Source organism: Cellulosimicrobium sp. SL-1, assembly GCF_011033075.1.
In the GTDB taxonomy this organism is placed as follows: Bacteria; Actinomycetota; Actinomycetes; order Actinomycetales; family Cellulomonadaceae; genus Cellulosimicrobium; species Cellulosimicrobium funkei.
On record NZ_JAACJC010000001.1, the window covers coordinates 489142 to 504861 of the forward strand.

Consider the following 15720-nt stretch of genomic DNA (forward strand, 5'->3'; position numbering starts at 1 on the left):
CCGGTCGTGCGGCCTTCACGCGGTGCCGGGCGCCTCGGCGTGCGGCTCGGAGACGCGCGCCACGATCTCGACGAGCGCCTGCTCCGCGACCGGTGCGGGCAGCACCTCCATGAGGGCCATGAGCGGGGCGAGGCGGTCGGGCAGGACCGACGCGCGCGGCCCCCGGTCGTCGTCGCCCTCGGGCCCGCCGTCGTCCGCGGCGAGCACCCCGACGAGCGCGCCCCACATCTCGTCGGCGGTGGGGGCGGCTCCTGGCGCGAACCCCCCGGCGAGCGCGGCGAGCACCCCGCTCACGTCGGGGCGCCCGGCGCCGCGGACGGCGTCGGCGCCCGCGCCGAGCGCGGCGACGAGGCCGTCGAGACCGGCCTCGGTGACGGGCGTGACGGTGAGGTGGGTCGTGTGCGGCAGGCGCGTGCCGTCGTCCTGGACGAGCCCGGGCTGCGGCTGGAGCACCCACCCGAGGGACCGGACGGCGTCGGCCCACAGGTGCGGGTCGACGCGCCGCTCGGGCGGCACGGACTCGTCGGTCGCCACGGCGACGAGCGGGCCGGTGGGGCGGCCGACGACGCGGAGCCCGTCGATCGCGTCCACCGCCGCGCGCAGGGCGTAGGTCGCGCGCACGCACCGCGCGGTGAGGGCCGTGTACCCCGCGGTGCCGAGGGCCTGGCTCACGGCCCACGCCGCGGCGAGCGGCGCGGCGGAGCGCGACCCGGACAGCGTCGGGTTGACGACCGGGTACCCCGGCCAGCCCGTCGTCGCGAAGAACTGCCGGCGCTGGCGGTCGCGCCCGCGCACGAGCAGGACGGACGCGCCCTTGGGCGCGTAGCCGTACTTGTGCACGTCCGCGGAGATGCTCGTCACGCCCGGCACGGAGAAGTCGAACGGCGACACCTCCTCGCCCCCGGCCGCGGCCCAGAACGGCAGCACCCAGCCGCCGACGCACGCGTCCACGTGCACGGGCACGCCGCGTGCGGCGGCGGCCTCGGCGACCTCGGCGACCGGGTCGACGACGCCGTGCGGGTACGACGGCGCGGACACGACGACGAGCGCGACGTCGTCGGCGTCGAGCGCCGCGACGAGGTCGGCGGCGGCGGGCGTCCCCGTGACCGGGTCGACGGGGACGAGCGTGAGGTCCACGTCGAGGTGCTGCGCGGCCTTGCGGAACGCCGCGTGCACGCTCACGGGGGCTACGACGCGGGGCCGCACGTCCGGGTGCTCGGCGCGGAACCCCTCGCGCGCGATCTTCACCGCGAGCAGGCAGCTCTCCGTCCCGCCGGACGTCACCGAGCCCACGACGGCGTCGGGCCCGTCGGCCGGCCCGTGCAGCATCGTGCGCGCGAACCCGAGGAGCTCGCTCTCCATGACGGCGACCGACGTGAACGTCGTGGGGTCGAGCCCGTTGACCGGCTGGACGGCCCGCGCGGCGGCGGCGGCGAGCTCGTCGAGCTCCGCGAGACCGGGGTCGTAGACGTAGGACAGGACGCGTCCGCCGTGCGTCGGGGCGTCGGCCGCCCGGAGCGCGGCGAGCCGGTCCAGGATCCCGTCGGTGCGCAGCGGCACCGCGTCGGCGGGCCGCGGCAGGGTGCCGGGGACGGTCGCTCCCGCGTCAGTCACGGGGTCGGTCGGTCGGGGCGTGGTCACGCGGCAGCTCCGGTGCTGTGTCGTCGATGTCCCCCCTGCGCAGACCGTATCGCACGAGCGGGACGAGGCTCAGCAGGACGAGCGCGGCGGGCACGACCGAGAAGGAGAGCGCGATCCCGTCCACCGCCGCGGCCGGCTGGGCGACCGTCTCGCCCGCCCGCGTGGACACGTACCCGGTGATCCCGAGGACGAGCGAGAGCACCGCGGCACCGAGCGCCATGCCCGTCGTCTCGCCCGCCGTCCACACGCCGCCGAAGGCGCCGCCGCGGCCCTCGCCGTGCGTCCGCGCGTCGTGCGCGATGGCGTCGGGGAGCATCGCGAGCGGCAGCGCCTGCATGCCCGCGTACGCGACGCCGGCGAGCGCGGTGGGGACGTAGACCCACGCACCGGGTGCCCACACGAGCGGGACCATCCCGAGCGCGGCGACCGCGAAGAGCACGGTCGCGACGACGAACCCGCGCTCCTTGCCGTCGCGGCGCGCGAGCCGGGTCCACAGCGGCATGCAGAGCAGCGCGGGCGCGACGAGCGCCGCGAAGAGGTAGCTGACGGCCGCCTCGTCGCGCAGCACGTACCGCGCGACGTACGCCGCTCCGGCGAGCATGAGCCCCGTCGCGACGGCCTGGAGCACGAACGCGGCGAGCAGGGTGCGGAACGGGCGCGAGCGGCGCAGGGCGTCGACCGCCTCACGCACGGCGAGGGTCCAGGCGCGCGACGCCGATGCCGGCGCCGTCGAGCCCGTGGCGGTCCCGGGTGAGGCGGTGGTCGCTCCGGCCGAGGCGGTGGTCGCTCCGGCCGAGGCGGTGGTCGCGCCGGCCGGGGGAGCGGGCGTGCCGGCGCCGCGGGGTGCGCGCGGGGCGACCCGCGCGGCCACGAGCATCCCGGCGCCGATGACGACGCCCGACACGACGCCCATGACGAGGTACCCCGATGTCGAGTCCCCGCCTCCGCGCAGCGCCGGTCCGCCCGCCCCGAACAGGAGGATCGCGAACGCGAGCGTCGCGACGCGCCACGCGAGCAGGCGGGTGCGGCCGTCGTACGTGGGGTCGAGCTCCGCGGGCAGCGCGATGTACGGCACCTGGAACAGCGAGAACGCCGTCGCGGCGAGCAGGAACGCGACGAGCACCCAGATCGCGGCGGCGGTCGGCCCGGCGGCCGCGGGGACGGCGAACGTCAGCGCGAAGAGGACGGGCAGTGTGAGGGCGCCCAGGGTCATGAAGCGACGGCGCGACCCGGTGCGGGCCAGGTCGCGGTCCGACCCGTAGCCGATGAACGGGTCGACGACGACGTCCCACACCTTGGCGCCCGTGACGATGAGCCCGGCGACCGCCGCAGGTACCGCGAGCGCGTCGGTGAGGTACACGAGCAGGACCAGGCCGGGCAGGGTGCCGAACCCGCCGGTGCCGACGGACCCGGCGGCGTAGCCCGCGATCGTGGTGCGCGAGAGCCGGTGCGCGGTGGTGTCGTGCGTCACAGGGGCAGCGTAGAGGGTGCGCGGGCCGGGCCTGCGCGGTCGTGCGCGGGGAATACTCCGGGCAAGGTGTGTGCTCTACGTAGCAGACCCCCAAGCCCCCAGGAGGAACATCCATGGCCACGCAGACGCTCACCGAGTCCACGTTCGAGCAGACGATCAAGGAGAACGACATCGTCCTGGTCGACTTCTGGGCCGACTGGTGCGGACCGTGCAAGATGTTCGCGCCCGTCTTCGAGGCGTCGTCGGAGGAGAACCCGGACGTCGTGCACGGCAAGATCGACACGGAGGCCGAGCGCGGCCTGGCCGCCGCCGCCAACATCACGTCGATCCCGACGCTCATGGCGTTCCGCGAGGGCATCCTCGTGTTCTCCCAGCCCGGCGCGCTCCCGGCCCCGGCGCTCAAGCAGGTCGTCGACGCCGTGAAGGGCCTCGACATGGAGGACGTGCGTCGTCAGATCGCCGCGGCGAGCGACGGCTCCCCGGCGCAGGACGCCTGAGCCTGCACGACACCACGACGGCCCGGCACCCTCGGAGGGTGCCGGGCCGTCGTCGTGTCGTGGGCCGTCTCGCGCGCGGGCGCTGCGTAGCAGGTGTGGAGCCGGTGCCCGTACCGGCAGGGGGCAAGTGGTGCGGGCACCGGCTCTGCCACCACGGTAGACACCGACCTGGACGGTCGTCCAGGTCGGGTGCGGGTGAATCCGGGGAGTGCTGCCGTGCCGTCACGACGGGGACTCCGGCGGGGTCGGGGAGGGTGCGCGAGGCGGGACTCGAACCCGCACGTCCGAGGACACCAGGACCTAAACCTGGCGCGGCTGCCAGTTACGCCACTCGCGCGCGGTGGTCAGTCTACGGCGCGGGCGGCGCGGCCCTGGCGGCCGGTGCGCGTCGCTCGACGCGCACCGGGCCAGGACGGCGCCGCCCGGGTGCGCTACCTCGGGTCGATGCCGAGGTCGCGACGGAGCTTCGCGACGTGGCCCGTGGCCTTCACGTTGTACTGCGCGAGCTCGACCTTGCCCTCCGGGTCGACGACGACCGTCGAGCGGATGACGCCCACGACCGTCTTGCCGTAGAGCTTCTTCTCGCCCCACGCGCCGTACGCCTCGAGGACGGACCTGTCCTCGTCCGACACGAGCGGGAAGGTCAGGTGCTCGGCCTCGACGAACGCGGCGATCTTGTCGACCGGGTCGGGGGAGACGCCGACGACCGAGTACCCCGCGCCCTGGAGCGAGGCGAGGTTGTCGCGGAAGTCGCACGCCTCCGTCGTGCAGCCGGGCGTGCCGGCCGCGGGGTAGAAGTAGACGACGACGTGCTTGCCGCGCAGGTCGGAGAGCGTGACGGTGCTGCCGTCGGCGGCGGGCAGGGAGAAGTCGGGAGCGGTGTCGCCGACGGTGAGGCGCGTGGACATGGATCTCCTTCGGTCCGGCCAAGGTGTGGTTCGAGCGTAGGTGAGGGTGGGCGGCACCGGTAGCGTTGTCGCTGTGAGCAAGACGACGTCCGCCCCCGCCACCGCCTCGTCCCGCCCGTCGCCGTCCCGGCCGGCCGCCCGCGACCTCCCGATCCGGATGCTGCACGACCGGCTGCTCGTGGACCCGGAGGTCGACGCGAGCGAGCGGCAGAGCTCGGCGGGGCTCGTCATCCCCGCGACTGCCGTGGGCCCGAAGCGGCTCGCGTGGGCCGTCGTCGTCGCGGCCGGTGAGCACGTGCGACAGGTCGCGGTGGGGGACCGCGTGCTGTTCGACCCGGACGAGCGCGCCGAGGTCGAGCTCGGCGGCAAGGACCTCGTGCTGCTGCGCGAGCGGGACGTGCACGCCGTCTCGCAGGAGGTCGAGGAGGACGGCCCGACGGGGCTGTACCTCTAGCCGGGGCCGCTGCGCGGGCTCGCCGGGCCGTGTCGCCGACGTCACACGGGCGCGGGCGGAACGGATTTTCCCGGCGCGCCCGCGGCTGCTAGTGTTTTCTCTCGCGCGCCATTAGCTCAATTGGCAGAGCAGCTGACTCTTAATCAGCGGGTTCGGGGTTCGAGTCCCTGATGGCGCACCACCACCGATCGGGCCGTCCGCATGGCGGGCGGCCCGAGCCGTGCCGGTCGAGAGCCGGCGCGGCCGGGCGGGCCCGGTCTCCTCGCGGAGATCGACGGTCCTGGCCGCTGGTAGTGTTCCCTCTCGCGCGCCATTAGCTCAATTGGCAGAGCAGCTGACTCTTAATCAGCGGGTTCGGGGTTCGAGTCCCTGATGGCGCACCCTTCCTGACCAGGCCGTCCACCTCCGGGTGGGCGGCCTTCGTCGTCCGCCGCCCGGGCGATCCGCCCTCCCGCTCCACCCGTGCCGGTCGCCCGCCGCAACCGTCGCCGTCCGTTTCGCCGGAGTTCGCCCGGCACCGACCTCGTGTTCACGCCCGCCGGGAAGGGTCCGGTGCGGGCGTCGTCGCCGCTCGGCAACGTCGCCCGTCGACCCGTTCGCCACGGAAGGGAACCACGATGGACACGTCTGTGCCCACGCACAGGACTTCGGGACGCGCCGAGAGAGGCAGCGAGAGACGCACCGAGAGACGGACCGACGGCGGCGCGCGGCGCCGCGCCGCGGTCGCCGGGGCGCTCGGGGCGGTGCTCGTCGCCGGCCTGCTCGCGCCCGGCGCCGCCGCCGCGACCGCCCCGGGAGCCTCCCCGACCCTCGACCGGACGGCCGCCCGGTCCACCGGGGCCGCCCCGGAGACGCGGCCGGTGCTGAGCCCGACGACCGGCACGTTCCTCGACGGCACGGTGCGCGTCGCGGCCGACCCCGTCCGCGCGGGCGATGCCGTCACGGCGCTCGCGGTCGACGGCACCGCCCTCGACGCCTCAGCGACGCCCGCGACGGCGCGCCTGCTGTTCGACGTCGGCAGCAACTCGATCGAGAAGCGGTACGGCAGCCACGTGCTCGTCAACGGCGAGCGCCTCGAGCTCGACCGCGACATGGTGTCCGAGCGCGTCGCGCTCGACGTGCCCGCGCAGTGGCTCGTGCCGGGCGAGAACCGGGTGCGGTTCGTCGTCGGCGCGGTCACGACGTCGTGCGGCACGAACTACGACGACTACGACCTCACGGACGTGTCGCTCGAGCTCCTGGGCGAGACGGCCGACGGCTCCGCCAACAGCTTCTCCTACGCGTTCGGCGACGGCTCGTGCGGCACGAACACGTCGCGCGTCCTCTCCGCGGACCTCACGTTCGACCTCGACCAGGACCCGGCCGCGACGACCGGCCTCGCCGCGGAGCTCGACACCACGACGCTCGAGAACGGCGCCCACACGCTCACCGCGACGACCGCGTCGGGCGCGAGCGCGACGAGCGCGGTCACCGTGAACAACGGCGCCCCGGGGGCGCCCGTGATCCTCCCTGCGGACGGCGCGCTGCTGCACGGCCCGCAGACCGTGCTCGCCACGCCGCCCGCCGGGGGCGAGCCGCCCGTCGGCATCGAGCTGGACGGCGCCCCGTTGACCACCGTCGCGACGCTCGGCACCGGCTCGTCGCGGTTCGTCTTCACCGTGGGCTCGAACTCGATCGAGGCCCGCTACACCAACCACCTGCTCGTCAACGGGCAGCGCATCGACCTCGCGGACCGCGACTACGTGAGCGAGACGGTGCGGATCGACGTCCCGAACGCCTTCCTGTCCCCGGGCCGCAACGTCGTGCGCTTCGTCACGGGCACGTACCCGACGGCGTGCGGCGACAACCGCGACGACTTCGCGATCTCCGGGATCGCGCTCGACGTGACGGACGGCACGGCGACCGGCGTGGGCATCGCGCCGTCGTACTCGATGGGCGACGGAGACTGCGGCACGAGCACGACGAAGCCGCGCGAGGTCGACCTCGCGTTCGACGTGACGCGCGACGCCGACGCGCCCGCGACCGGCCTGCGGGCCGACGTCGACACGACGACGCTCGCCGACGGCGAGCACACGATCACGTCGGCGACCGCCGCGGGTGCGGCCGCGCGCCGGACGGTGACCACCGACAACACCGGTCCCGCGATCGTGTCCAGCACGCCGGCGGCGGGGGCGGAGCTCTCGAGCGCGACGAGCCTCGCGGTCGAGCTCGCGGACGCGTCCGGCGTCCTGTCCGGCCCCGACGTCACGCTCGACGGCGAGCCGCTCGAGCTCGGCGCGCCCGTCGGCCCGGGGCTCGCCCCGGGTGCGCACACGCTCGTCGTCACCGCGACGGACGTGCTCGGGAACGCGAGCACGCACGAGATCGCGTTCACGAGCCTCGGCGTGCCCGACGTCCCGACCGACCTCGCGCCCGCGCACGGCACGCGCGACGTCGCGGGGAGCATCGACCTGTCCGCGCGCGTCGCGGCGCCCGGCGGTGGCGACGTCACCGCGACGTTCTCCCGCGCCGACGTCACCGCCCCGGCGCTCGTCGCGCAGGGCGAGTCGGCCGAGGTCCCGACGACGCTCCCGGTCGAGGGTGAGCAGCCCGCCGCGGCGGACGCGCTCGCCCCGGGCGACGACCTGACGCTCGACTCGCCCCCGAGCCGCGACGTCACCTACCAGCGCTTCGAGCTGCCCGCCGAGGGCTCGACCTCCGGCCAGGTCGTGCGCTGGGAGGGCGTCGTGGACCCGCAGCGGCTCGCGACGCTGCACGTGTGGGACGGCGAGCGGTGGGAGCCCCTCGCGTCCACGCGCGGCGCGGTCGAGGGCACGACGTCGCTGAGCACCGTGCTCCGCGACGGCGCCGCGACCGACGGGACCGTGCACGTCCTCGTCACGGGCACCGACCCCTTCGCCGACGACATCGCCGCGGGCGGGTCGCGCGACGAGACCGACTTCGCGCCCCGCGAGGACTACGACTTCTCGCTGGTCCACCTCACCGACACGCAGTACCTCACCGAGGGAGCGGTCGAGCAGGAGACGGCCGAGGAGCGCGCCGTGTGGGCGCAGGCCTACACGGACCTCACGCAGTGGGTCGTGGACAACGCCGAGGCGCGCGGGATCGCGTACGTGGGTCACACGGGCGACGTGAACGAGAACTACACGCGCCTGCCGGCCGACGACGCGATGGCCGCCCAGGTCCGGGGCGAGTACGCGTTCTCCTCGTCCGCGCAGCAGATCCTCGACGACGCGAACATCCCCAACGGGGTCCTCGCCGGCAACCACGACAACCTCACGGGCCAGGACAACGGGCCCGGGGCGCTGTTCAACGAGTTCTACGGCCCCGAGCGCTACGAGGCCCTGTCCGCGCGGTGGGAGAACGCGTCCTACGGCGGGCCCTGGCGCGAGGGCGACAACCAGAACCACTACGACCTGTTCAGCGCGGGCGGGCTCGACTTCGTCGCCGTGTACCTGTCGTACGGGGTGACGGACGAGGAGGCCGCGTGGGCCGACGCCGTCCTCGAGCAGTTCCCCGACCGCAACGCGATCGTGCTCACGCACGACTACCTCGTGCCGAGCTCGAACCCCGACGGTCGGGACTCCGAGATCTCGACGCCCGACGGCCGCCTCGTGCACGCCAAGGTCGTCGAGCCCAACCCGAACGTCTTCCTCGTCCTCGCGGGGCACCGGCACGGCGTGGGCATCAACGTGCGCCAGGACGTCGGGACGCCGGGCAGCGGGGTCGTCGAGCTGCTGGCCGACTACCAGTTCTACGAGGTCACGGCCGAAGAGGCGGGGCTCACGGAGATCGGCGGCTACGCGCCCGACGAGGGCCTGCGGCTCGGCGCGAGCTTCCTGCGCCTGCTCCAGTTCGACGTCGACCGCTCCGAGATGATCGTCGACACCTACTCGCCGTGGCTCGAGAACTTCGGCGCCACCGAGTACGACGACGAGCAGCGCTACGACGGCCGCGAGGACGACTTCACCGTCCCCGTCGACCTCACGTCGCGCGTCACGAGCCTGGCGACCGACGCCGTGTCGCTCTACGCGCCGGGCGAGGAGGTCGGCAGCGTCACGGTGCCGTCGGGGGAGGTCGCGACCGTCACGTGGGACGGGCTCGAGCCGGGCGCCGCGCACGCGTGGACCGTCACGGCCACCAGCGCGGGCGGCGGCACCGCCGTCTCGCCGGTGAGCACGTTCACCACGGCGCCCGCCGAGGACGGCCTCGTCGTCGAGACGACGGCGCGAACGCAGTGCCTCGGCGGCACGGCCTACGTCGCCGTCCGGGCCCGCAACGCGGACACCGTCCCGGTCGACGTCACGCTCAGCACGCCGTACGGCGAGCGCACCGTCACGGGCGTGCGACCCGGCGCGTCGGCCTACCAGGCGTTCTCCGTCCGGGCGTCCGACGTCGCGGCGGGCACCGCGCACGTCGCCGCGAGCGGGGACGGCCGGTCGTCCGCCGCGGACGTCCCGTACGACGCGCTCGCGTGCGGCTGACACCGCGCTGATCCGCCGGCGTCGCGCCGCTGACGCGGCGCCGACGGCACGACGGCGGCCCCCGGACCGGACGGTCCGGGGGCCGCTGCGTCGCCTGCCCGGTCCGCAGGGGGAGCGGGACGGTCAGACGGCGGCCCACCCGCCGTCGCTGTGCAGGACGGCGCCCGAGACGTTGGCCGAGTCGTCCGACAGGAGCCACGTGATCGCTGCGGCCAGCTCCTCGGCGCTCGCGGCCGGCGGGACGGTCGTCGCCATGACCGGTCCGAGCCGCTCGCCCGCGTACTGCGAGCGGAAGGGCGCCTCGATGCTCGTCGCGACGGCCCCGGGGGCGACGACGTTCGCCCGCACGCCCCGGGGCGTGTAGAAGAACGCCGTGCTCTTCGTGAAGCCGACGATCGCGTGCTTCGACGTCGCGTACGCGGTGCCCGACGCCGACGCGCGCGAGCCCGCCTCCGAGCCGACGTTGACGATCGATCCCTTCCCCGCCTCGAGCATGAGGGGCAGGACCGCACGCGTGAGGCGCATGACCGCGGTGACGTTGACGGTCATGACGAGGTCCCACGTCGCGTCGTCGAGCTCGGCGGTCGGCAGGAAGCCGTCCATGATCCCGGCGACGTTGGCGAGGGCGTCCACCCGGCCGCCCGCGGCGGCGACCACCGCGTCGACCGTGGTCTGCGCGCTCACGTCGCCCGCCACGGTGACGAGAGCGTCCGTGCCGACGTCGGCGACGAGCTTGTCGAGGCGGTCCTCCCGGACGTCGGTGGCGACGACGCGTGCGCCCTCCGCGAGCAGCCGCTCGACCGTCGCGCGGCCGATGCCGGCGCCCGCGCCGGTGACGATCGCCGTGCGGCCCTCGAACCTGCCCGGGACGTGGTTGCTGACCATGACGGCTCCTTCCGTCCGCGCCGGCACTGCCGTCGACCGGCGTCTGCTCCCATCCCAGCGCCCGCGCGCCCGCGCGCGCGAGAGCCGATCGTCCTCACCTGGGCGCCGGTGGTCCCGAGCGTGCGGGCGGGGGTAGGGTCGGCGTCGTGACGCACCCGTCCGTGACCCCCTGGTGGCCGGCCGCCTGACGGCCGGTGACCTCATCCGGCCGTGCCCCGACGACGTGGGCGGCCTCGGTGAACCCGGTGCGCGCGTCGTCGGCCCAGCGGCCGTCCCCCTGAGCTGGAGCCGAGCATGACGACACCGCAGACCCCGCCGACGGCCCTGCCCGTCCGGTCCCTCGAGCCGACGGGCGCCGAGGTGCCCTCGACCGTCCCGACGCACTGGTACAACCTCGCGGCCGACCTCCCCGAGCCGGTGCCCCCGCACCTGCACCCGGGCACGCGCGAGCCCCTCACGCCCGACGACCTCGCGCCGCTGTTCCCGCTCGCGCTCGTGCAGCAGGAGGTCACGACGGAGCGCTACGTCGAGATCCCGCAGACGATCCGCGAGATCTACGCGCTGTGGCGGCCGTCGCCGCTCGTGCGCGCGCGGCGCCTCGAGCGGGCCCTGGGCACGCCGGCCCGGATCTACTACAAGTACGAGGGCGTGAGCCCGGTCGGCTCGCACAAGCCGAACACCGCCGTCGCGCAGGCGTACTACAACGCGCTCGAGGGCACCACGAGGCTGACGACCGAGACGGGCGCGGGCCAGTGGGGCGCGTCGCTGTCGTTCGCGGGCGCGCTGCTCGGGCTCGACGTCGAGGTGTGGCAGGTGCGCGCGTCGTACGACTCCAAGCCGTACCGGCGCGCGCAGATGGAGGTCTACGGCGGGATCTGCCACCCGTCGCCGTCGGACCTCACGGAGGCAGGGCGCGCGATGCTCGCCGCGGACCCCGAGACGACCGGCTCGCTGGGCATGGCGATCAGCGAGGCGGTCGAGACGGCCGCGAAGGACCCCGCGGCGCACTACGCGCTGGGCAGCGTGCTCAACCACGTGATGCTGCACCAGAGCGTCATCGGCCAGGAGGCGCTCGTCCAGCTCGACGAGGCGGGCGAGGGCGCGCCGGACGTGGTGTTCGGCTGCGCGGGCGGCGGGTCAAACCTCGCGGGCCTGACGTTCCCGTTCCTCGGCCGCAACCTGCGCGAGGGCACGACGACGCGGCTCGTCGCGTGCGAGCCGGCCGCGTGCCCGTCGCTCACGCAGGGCGAGTACCGCTACGACTTCGGCGACGTCGCGGGCCTCACGCCGCTGCTCAAGATGCACACCCTCGGCAAGGACTTCGTCCCGCCGGCGATCCACGCGGGCGGCCTGCGCTACCACGGCATGTCGCCGATGGTTTCGCACGCGGTGCACCTCGGGCTCATGGACGCCGTCGCGGTCGACCAGGACGAGGCGTTCACGGCCGGGACGCTGTTCGCGCGCAGCGAGGGCATCATCCCCGCGCCGGAGTCGACGCACGCCGTGGCGGCGGCGGTCGCGCACGCGCGCGCGGCGACGGAGCCGGAGGTGATCGTCCTCGGGCTGTCGGGCAACGGGGTGCTCGACCTGCCCGCGTACGCGGCGTACGTCTGACGGGCCGGGCGCCTCGCGCGGCACGACCCCCGCGAGGCGCCCGTACCCTGGTGCGGTGCCCGAACCGACCCCCGAGACCCTCGACGAGCCCGTGACCGGCGCCCCCTCCGCGACCCCGGGGACCGGCGACGCCCGACCGCGCTACCGCACCCAGCCCGTGTCGTTCGTACGGCGCAGCGGCCGCCTCGCCCCGCGCCAGCAGCGCGCGTGGGACGCGTACCGCGACCGCTACGTCGTCGACGTGCCTCGCGACGTCGCGCGGACGTCCGTGGACCCGGACCACGTGCTCGACGTCGCGGCGACCTTCGGGCGTGACGCGCGCCTCGTCGTCGAGATCGGCTCGGGCCAGGGCGAGGCCGTCGTCGCCGCCGCCGAGCGCGAGCCGGGCACGGACTTCCTCGCCGTCGAGGTCTACGCGCCCGGGCTGGCCCAGACGGTGCTGCGCGCGTCGCAGCGCGACCTGACGAACGTGCGGCTCGTCCAGGCGAACGCGGCCGAGGTCCTCGCCACCACGCTGCCCGCGCGGAGCGTCGACGAGCTCTGGGTCTTCTTCCCCGACCCCTGGCACAAGTCCCGCCACCACAAGCGCCGTCTCGTGACGCCGTCGTTCGCGGCGCTCGCCGAGCGCGTCCTGCGCGCGCCGGGGAAGGGGGACGACGCGCGCCCCGGCGGGACGCTGCGGCTCGCGACCGACTGGGCCGAGTACGCGGAGCAGATGCTCGAGGTGCTGGACGCCGCGCCGGGGCTGCGTAACGTGCACGGTCCGGGGAACGCCGCGCCGCGCTTCGAGGGCCGGGTGCTCACGGGGTTCGAGCGCAAGGGCGAGGCCGCGGGGCGCGTCATCACGGACCTGGAGTACGTGCGGGTCTGACGCTCGGTACGGCCTCGCGACCGGCCGCGCGCGGTCCTTGCGGACAACAGTGATCTACGGCACATTGTGCCGGGGGCGGAAGGTCGCCCCGGGCACGCAGTGTCGCGTGCGGTCGCGTCGACAGGCGACCGTCCGCGGGGTGCGGGCTCTCTGTCTGTCCACGGAATGAGCCAACGGAGGCGTCATGACCGACGTGACGGCCGCCCCCGGACCGGGGCCCGCCGAAGAGACCGACTACCAACGGGTGCAACGCTCGCCCGAGTTCCAGGACCTGCGCCGACGCTTCCGGAACTTCGTGTTCCCGATGACCGCGCTCTTCCTCGTGTGGTACTTCGTCTACGTGCTGCTGGCGAACTACGCGCACGACCTCATGAGCGTCCGCGTGTGGGGGAACGTCACCGTCGGGCTCCTCCTCGGGCTCGGCCAGTTCGTGTCCACGTTCGCGATCACCATGATCTACGCGCGCTGGGCCAACAAGCGCTTCGACGCCCAGGCGGACGAGCTCCGCCGGGAGATCGAGGAGGACGAGCTGTGAGCGCGCACCTCCTGGCCGCAGAGGCCACGGACGTCGGGAACCCCGTCGTCAACGTCGCGATCTTCGCCGTCTTCGTCGCCGTGACGCTCGTCATCGTGCTGCGCGCGTCCCGGCAGAACAAGTCGGCCGCGGACTACTACGCGGGCGGGCGGTCGTTCACCGGGCCGCAGAACGGGACCGCCATCGCGGGCGACTACCTGTCCGCCGCGAGCTTTCTCGGGATCTGCGGCGCCATCGCGATCAACGGCTACGACGGGTTCCTCTACTCGATCGGCTTCCTCGTCGCGTGGCTCGTCGCGCTGCTGCTCGTCGCCGAGCTCCTGCGCAACACCGGCAAGTTCACGATGGCCGACGTGCTGTCCTTCCGGCTCAAGCAGCGGCCCGTGCGCATGGCGGCCGCGCTCGCGACCCTCGCCGTCGTGTTCTTCTACCTGCTCGCCCAGATGGCGGGGGCCGGCGGCCTGGTGGCGCTGCTGCTCGGCGTCGACTCCACGGCGGGCCAGAGCGTCGTCGTCGCGGTCGTCGGCGCGCTGATGATCCTCTACGTGCTGGTCGGCGGGATGAAGGGCACCACCTGGGTCCAGATCATCAAGGCCGTGCTGCTCATCGCGGGCGCCGCCGTCATGACGGTGTGGGTCCTCGCGAAGTTCGGCTTCAACCTGTCTGACCTGCTCCAGGGCGCGATCGACAAGGCGGGCCCGGGCGGCGAGGCGCTCATCGAGCCCGGCAAGCAGTATGGCGCCACCGGCACCACGAAGCTCGACTTCCTGTCGCTCGCCCTCGCGCTCGTGCTCGGCACCGCCGGCCTGCCGCACGTCCTCATGCGCTTCTACACCGTGCCCTCTGCCAAGGAGGCCCGCCGGTCGGTCGTGTGGGCGATCTGGCTCATCGGCATCTTCTACCTGTTCACCCTCGTGCTCGGGTACGGGGCGGGCGCGCTCGTGGGGCCGGAGACGATCAGCGCCGCACCAGGGGGCGTGAACTCCGCGGCACCCCTGCTCGCGTTCGCGCTCGGCGGCGAGATCCTCCTCGGCTTCATCTCCGCCGTCGCCTTCGCGACCATCCTCGCCGTCGTCGCCGGGCTCACGATCACCGCGGCGGCGAGCTTCGCGCACGACATCTACGCGAACGTCATCAAGCGCGGCGAGGTCAAGCCCGACGGCGAGGTCAAGGTCGCGCGCATCACGGTCGTCGTCATCGGGATCCTCGCGATCCTCGGCGGCATCTTCGCGCAGGGCCAGAACGTCGCGTTCCTCGTGGCGCTCGCGTTCGCCGTCGCGGCGAGCGCGAACCTGCCGACCATCCTCTACTCGCTGTTCTGGAAGCGGTTCAACACCGCGGGCGCGCTGTGGAGCATGTACGGCGGCCTGATCTCGTGCGTGGTGCTCATCGCGTTCTCGCCCGTCGTGTCCGGGAAGGTCGACCCGGTGACGGGCGCGAGCCTGTCGATGATCAAGAACACGGACATCGACTTCGCGATCTTCCCCCTGAGCAACCCCGGGATCGTCTCGATCCCGCTGGCGTTCCTCCTCGGGATCGTCGGGACGCTCCTCAGCAGGGAGAAGCCGCACCCCGAGAAGTTCGCCGAGATGGAGGTGCGCTCGCTCACCGGGGCGGGCGCCGAGAAGGCGACGGTGCACTAGCCAGACGGCGGCCCCTCGCGTGCAGGACGCCCTCGGCCCCGGGCCGGGGGCGTCCGCGCGCGGCAAAGCCCTCGCGCGGTGGGCCGGCCGCGTCGTACGGTCCCGCCATGCCCTCCGCGACCCCAGCCCTCGCCGTCCCGGGCGAGGAGACGCCGGTCCTCGTCGTCACCGGGGCGATGGCCTCCGGGAAGTCCACCGTCGCCGACGCGCTCGCCCGGACGTTCCCGCTCGCCGCGCACGTGCGCGGGGACCAGTTCCGGCGGTTCGTGGTCAGCGGCCAGGCGTCGACGGCGCCGCCCGTGTCCGCCGAGGCCCGGGCCCAGCTCGACCTGCGGCAGGCTCTCGCGGCGCAGGCGGCCGACACCTACGCCGCCGCCGGCGTCACGGCCGTGGTCCAGGACATCCTGCTCGGTCCCGACCTCGCGCGGTTCACGGCGCGCGTGCGCACCCGGCCGTGCTTCGCCGTCGTGCTGACGCCGGACGCCGCGACCCTCGCCGCTCGCGACGCCGGCCGCCACAAGCAGGCCTACGGGGCCTGGACCCCGGAGGAGTTCGCCGCCGCCGCCCGCGCGACCCCCGGCGGGCTGCACGTCGACACGACCGGGTGGACGGTCGCGCGGACCGTCCGGCACGTGCTCGACCGGCTCGACGAGGCACGGGTCGCCTGACCCGCCGCCGCACCGCCGGGCGGCGACGGGACCCTCGCGCGAGGATGGG

General features: G+C 74.4%; 12 protein-coding genes and 3 tRNA genes. 10 read left to right on the forward strand and 5 right to left on the reverse strand.

Annotation, left to right across the window (positions count from 1 at the left end; all coding sequences use genetic code 11):
- Positions 1 to 15: 15 nt before the first annotated feature.
- Together GWJ10_RS02260 and GWJ10_RS02265 are read right to left on the reverse strand one after the other, a co-directional pair.
- Positions 16 to 1641, reverse strand: a complete 1626-nt coding sequence (locus tag GWJ10_RS02260) for an aminotransferase class V-fold PLP-dependent enzyme (RefSeq protein WP_346773814.1) — start codon at positions 1639 to 1641, stop codon at positions 16 to 18.
- Positions 1607 to 3112: an MFS transporter gene (locus tag GWJ10_RS02265; protein ID WP_163184732.1), complete on the reverse strand. Its 1506-nt coding sequence runs from the start codon at positions 3110 to 3112 to the stop codon at positions 1607 to 1609. The genes GWJ10_RS02260 and GWJ10_RS02265 overlap by 35 nt, the downstream gene beginning before the upstream one ends.
- A 113-nt stretch (positions 3113 to 3225) precedes the next feature.
- Here GWJ10_RS02265 and trxA point away from each other — a divergent pair, with 113 nt between their 5' ends.
- Entirely contained in the window at positions 3226 to 3609 is a 384-nt protein-coding gene (gene trxA / locus GWJ10_RS02270) for a thioredoxin (protein WP_021482401.1), read from the forward strand.
- A gap of 255 nt (positions 3610 to 3864) precedes the next feature.
- On the opposite strand, the gene GWJ10_RS02275 is transcribed toward trxA, so the two are convergent.
- A tRNA-Leu gene (locus tag GWJ10_RS02275) sits at positions 3865 to 3946 on the reverse strand.
- Positions 3947 to 4040: 94 nt separating this feature from the next.
- Positions 4041 to 4517 (reverse strand): thioredoxin-dependent thiol peroxidase, encoded by a 477-nt coding sequence (bcp, locus tag GWJ10_RS02280; RefSeq protein WP_061268538.1) that lies wholly within the window; start codon positions 4515 to 4517, stop codon positions 4041 to 4043.
- 157 nt (positions 4518 to 4674) lie between these two features.
- Here bcp and GWJ10_RS02285 point away from each other — a divergent pair, with 157 nt between their 5' ends.
- From GWJ10_RS02285 to GWJ10_RS02300, 4 genes are all read left to right on the forward strand, one after another.
- Positions 4675 to 4971: a co-chaperone GroES gene (locus GWJ10_RS02285; protein ID WP_009862228.1), complete on the forward strand. Its 297-nt coding sequence runs from the start codon at positions 4675 to 4677 to the stop codon at positions 4969 to 4971.
- Positions 4972 to 5076: 105 nt separating this feature from the next.
- Positions 5077 to 5152 (forward strand) — tRNA-Lys (locus GWJ10_RS02290).
- Positions 5153 to 5278: 126 nt separating this feature from the next.
- A tRNA-Lys gene (locus GWJ10_RS02295) sits at positions 5279 to 5351 on the forward strand.
- Between the two features lie 363 nt (positions 5352 to 5714).
- The gene (locus GWJ10_RS02300; protein WP_163184734.1) at positions 5715 to 9455 is read left to right on the forward strand and encodes a metallophosphoesterase; all 3741 of its coding nucleotides are present in this window, start codon (positions 5715 to 5717) and stop codon (positions 9453 to 9455) included.
- 123 nt (positions 9456 to 9578) lie between these two features.
- On the opposite strand, the gene GWJ10_RS02305 is transcribed toward GWJ10_RS02300, so the two are convergent.
- On the reverse strand, positions 9579 to 10340 hold the full coding sequence (locus GWJ10_RS02305) for an SDR family NAD(P)-dependent oxidoreductase (RefSeq protein WP_024842147.1): 762 nt from the start codon (positions 10338 to 10340) through the stop codon (positions 9579 to 9581).
- 294 nt (positions 10341 to 10634) lie between these two features.
- Between GWJ10_RS02305 and GWJ10_RS02310 the strand changes: the two genes are divergently transcribed.
- From GWJ10_RS02310 to GWJ10_RS02330, 5 genes are all read left to right on the forward strand, one after another.
- Positions 10635 to 11954, forward strand: a complete 1320-nt coding sequence (locus GWJ10_RS02310) for a TrpB-like pyridoxal phosphate-dependent enzyme (protein WP_043654086.1) — start codon at positions 10635 to 10637, stop codon at positions 11952 to 11954.
- 91 nt (positions 11955 to 12045) lie between these two features.
- Positions 12046 to 12825, forward strand: a complete 780-nt coding sequence (gene trmB / locus GWJ10_RS02315; protein WP_163184883.1) for a tRNA (guanosine(46)-N7)-methyltransferase TrmB — start codon at positions 12046 to 12048, stop codon at positions 12823 to 12825.
- Between the two features lie 184 nt (positions 12826 to 13009).
- The gene (locus tag GWJ10_RS02320) at positions 13010 to 13360 is read left to right on the forward strand and encodes a DUF485 domain-containing protein (RefSeq protein WP_021482757.1); all 351 of its coding nucleotides are present in this window, start codon (positions 13010 to 13012) and stop codon (positions 13358 to 13360) included.
- The gene (locus GWJ10_RS02325) at positions 13357 to 15003 is read left to right on the forward strand and encodes a cation acetate symporter (protein ID WP_086151449.1); all 1647 of its coding nucleotides are present in this window, start codon (positions 13357 to 13359) and stop codon (positions 15001 to 15003) included. The genes GWJ10_RS02320 and GWJ10_RS02325 overlap by 4 nt, the downstream gene beginning before the upstream one ends.
- Positions 15004 to 15110: 107 nt before the next feature.
- On the forward strand, positions 15111 to 15671 hold the full coding sequence (locus GWJ10_RS02330) for an AAA family ATPase (protein WP_163184736.1): 561 nt from the start codon (positions 15111 to 15113) through the stop codon (positions 15669 to 15671).
- The last annotated feature ends 49 nt before the right edge of the window (positions 15672 to 15720 follow it).

Bases quoted from the DNA above. Each gene is read 5' to 3' on its own strand.
- trxA (WP_021482401.1), top strand. From the start codon at position 3,226: ATGGCCACGCAGACGCTCACCGAGTCCACGTTCGAGCAGACGATCAAG.
- GWJ10_RS02305 (WP_024842147.1), bottom strand. From the start codon at position 10,340: ATGGTCAGCAACCACGTCCCGGGCAGGTTCGAGGGCCGCACGGCGATC.
- GWJ10_RS02330 (WP_163184736.1), top strand. From the start codon at position 15,111: ATGCCCTCCGCGACCCCAGCCCTCGCCGTCCCGGGCGAGGAGACGCCG.
- GWJ10_RS02285 (WP_009862228.1), top strand. From the start codon at position 4,675: ATGCTGCACGACCGGCTGCTCGTGGACCCGGAGGTCGACGCGAGCGAG.
- GWJ10_RS02320 (WP_021482757.1), top strand. From the start codon at position 13,010: ATGACCGACGTGACGGCCGCCCCCGGACCGGGGCCCGCCGAAGAGACC.
- bcp (WP_061268538.1), bottom strand. From the start codon at position 4,517: ATGTCCACGCGCCTCACCGTCGGCGACACCGCTCCCGACTTCTCCCTG.
- GWJ10_RS02310 (WP_043654086.1), top strand. From the start codon at position 10,635: ATGACGACACCGCAGACCCCGCCGACGGCCCTGCCCGTCCGGTCCCTC.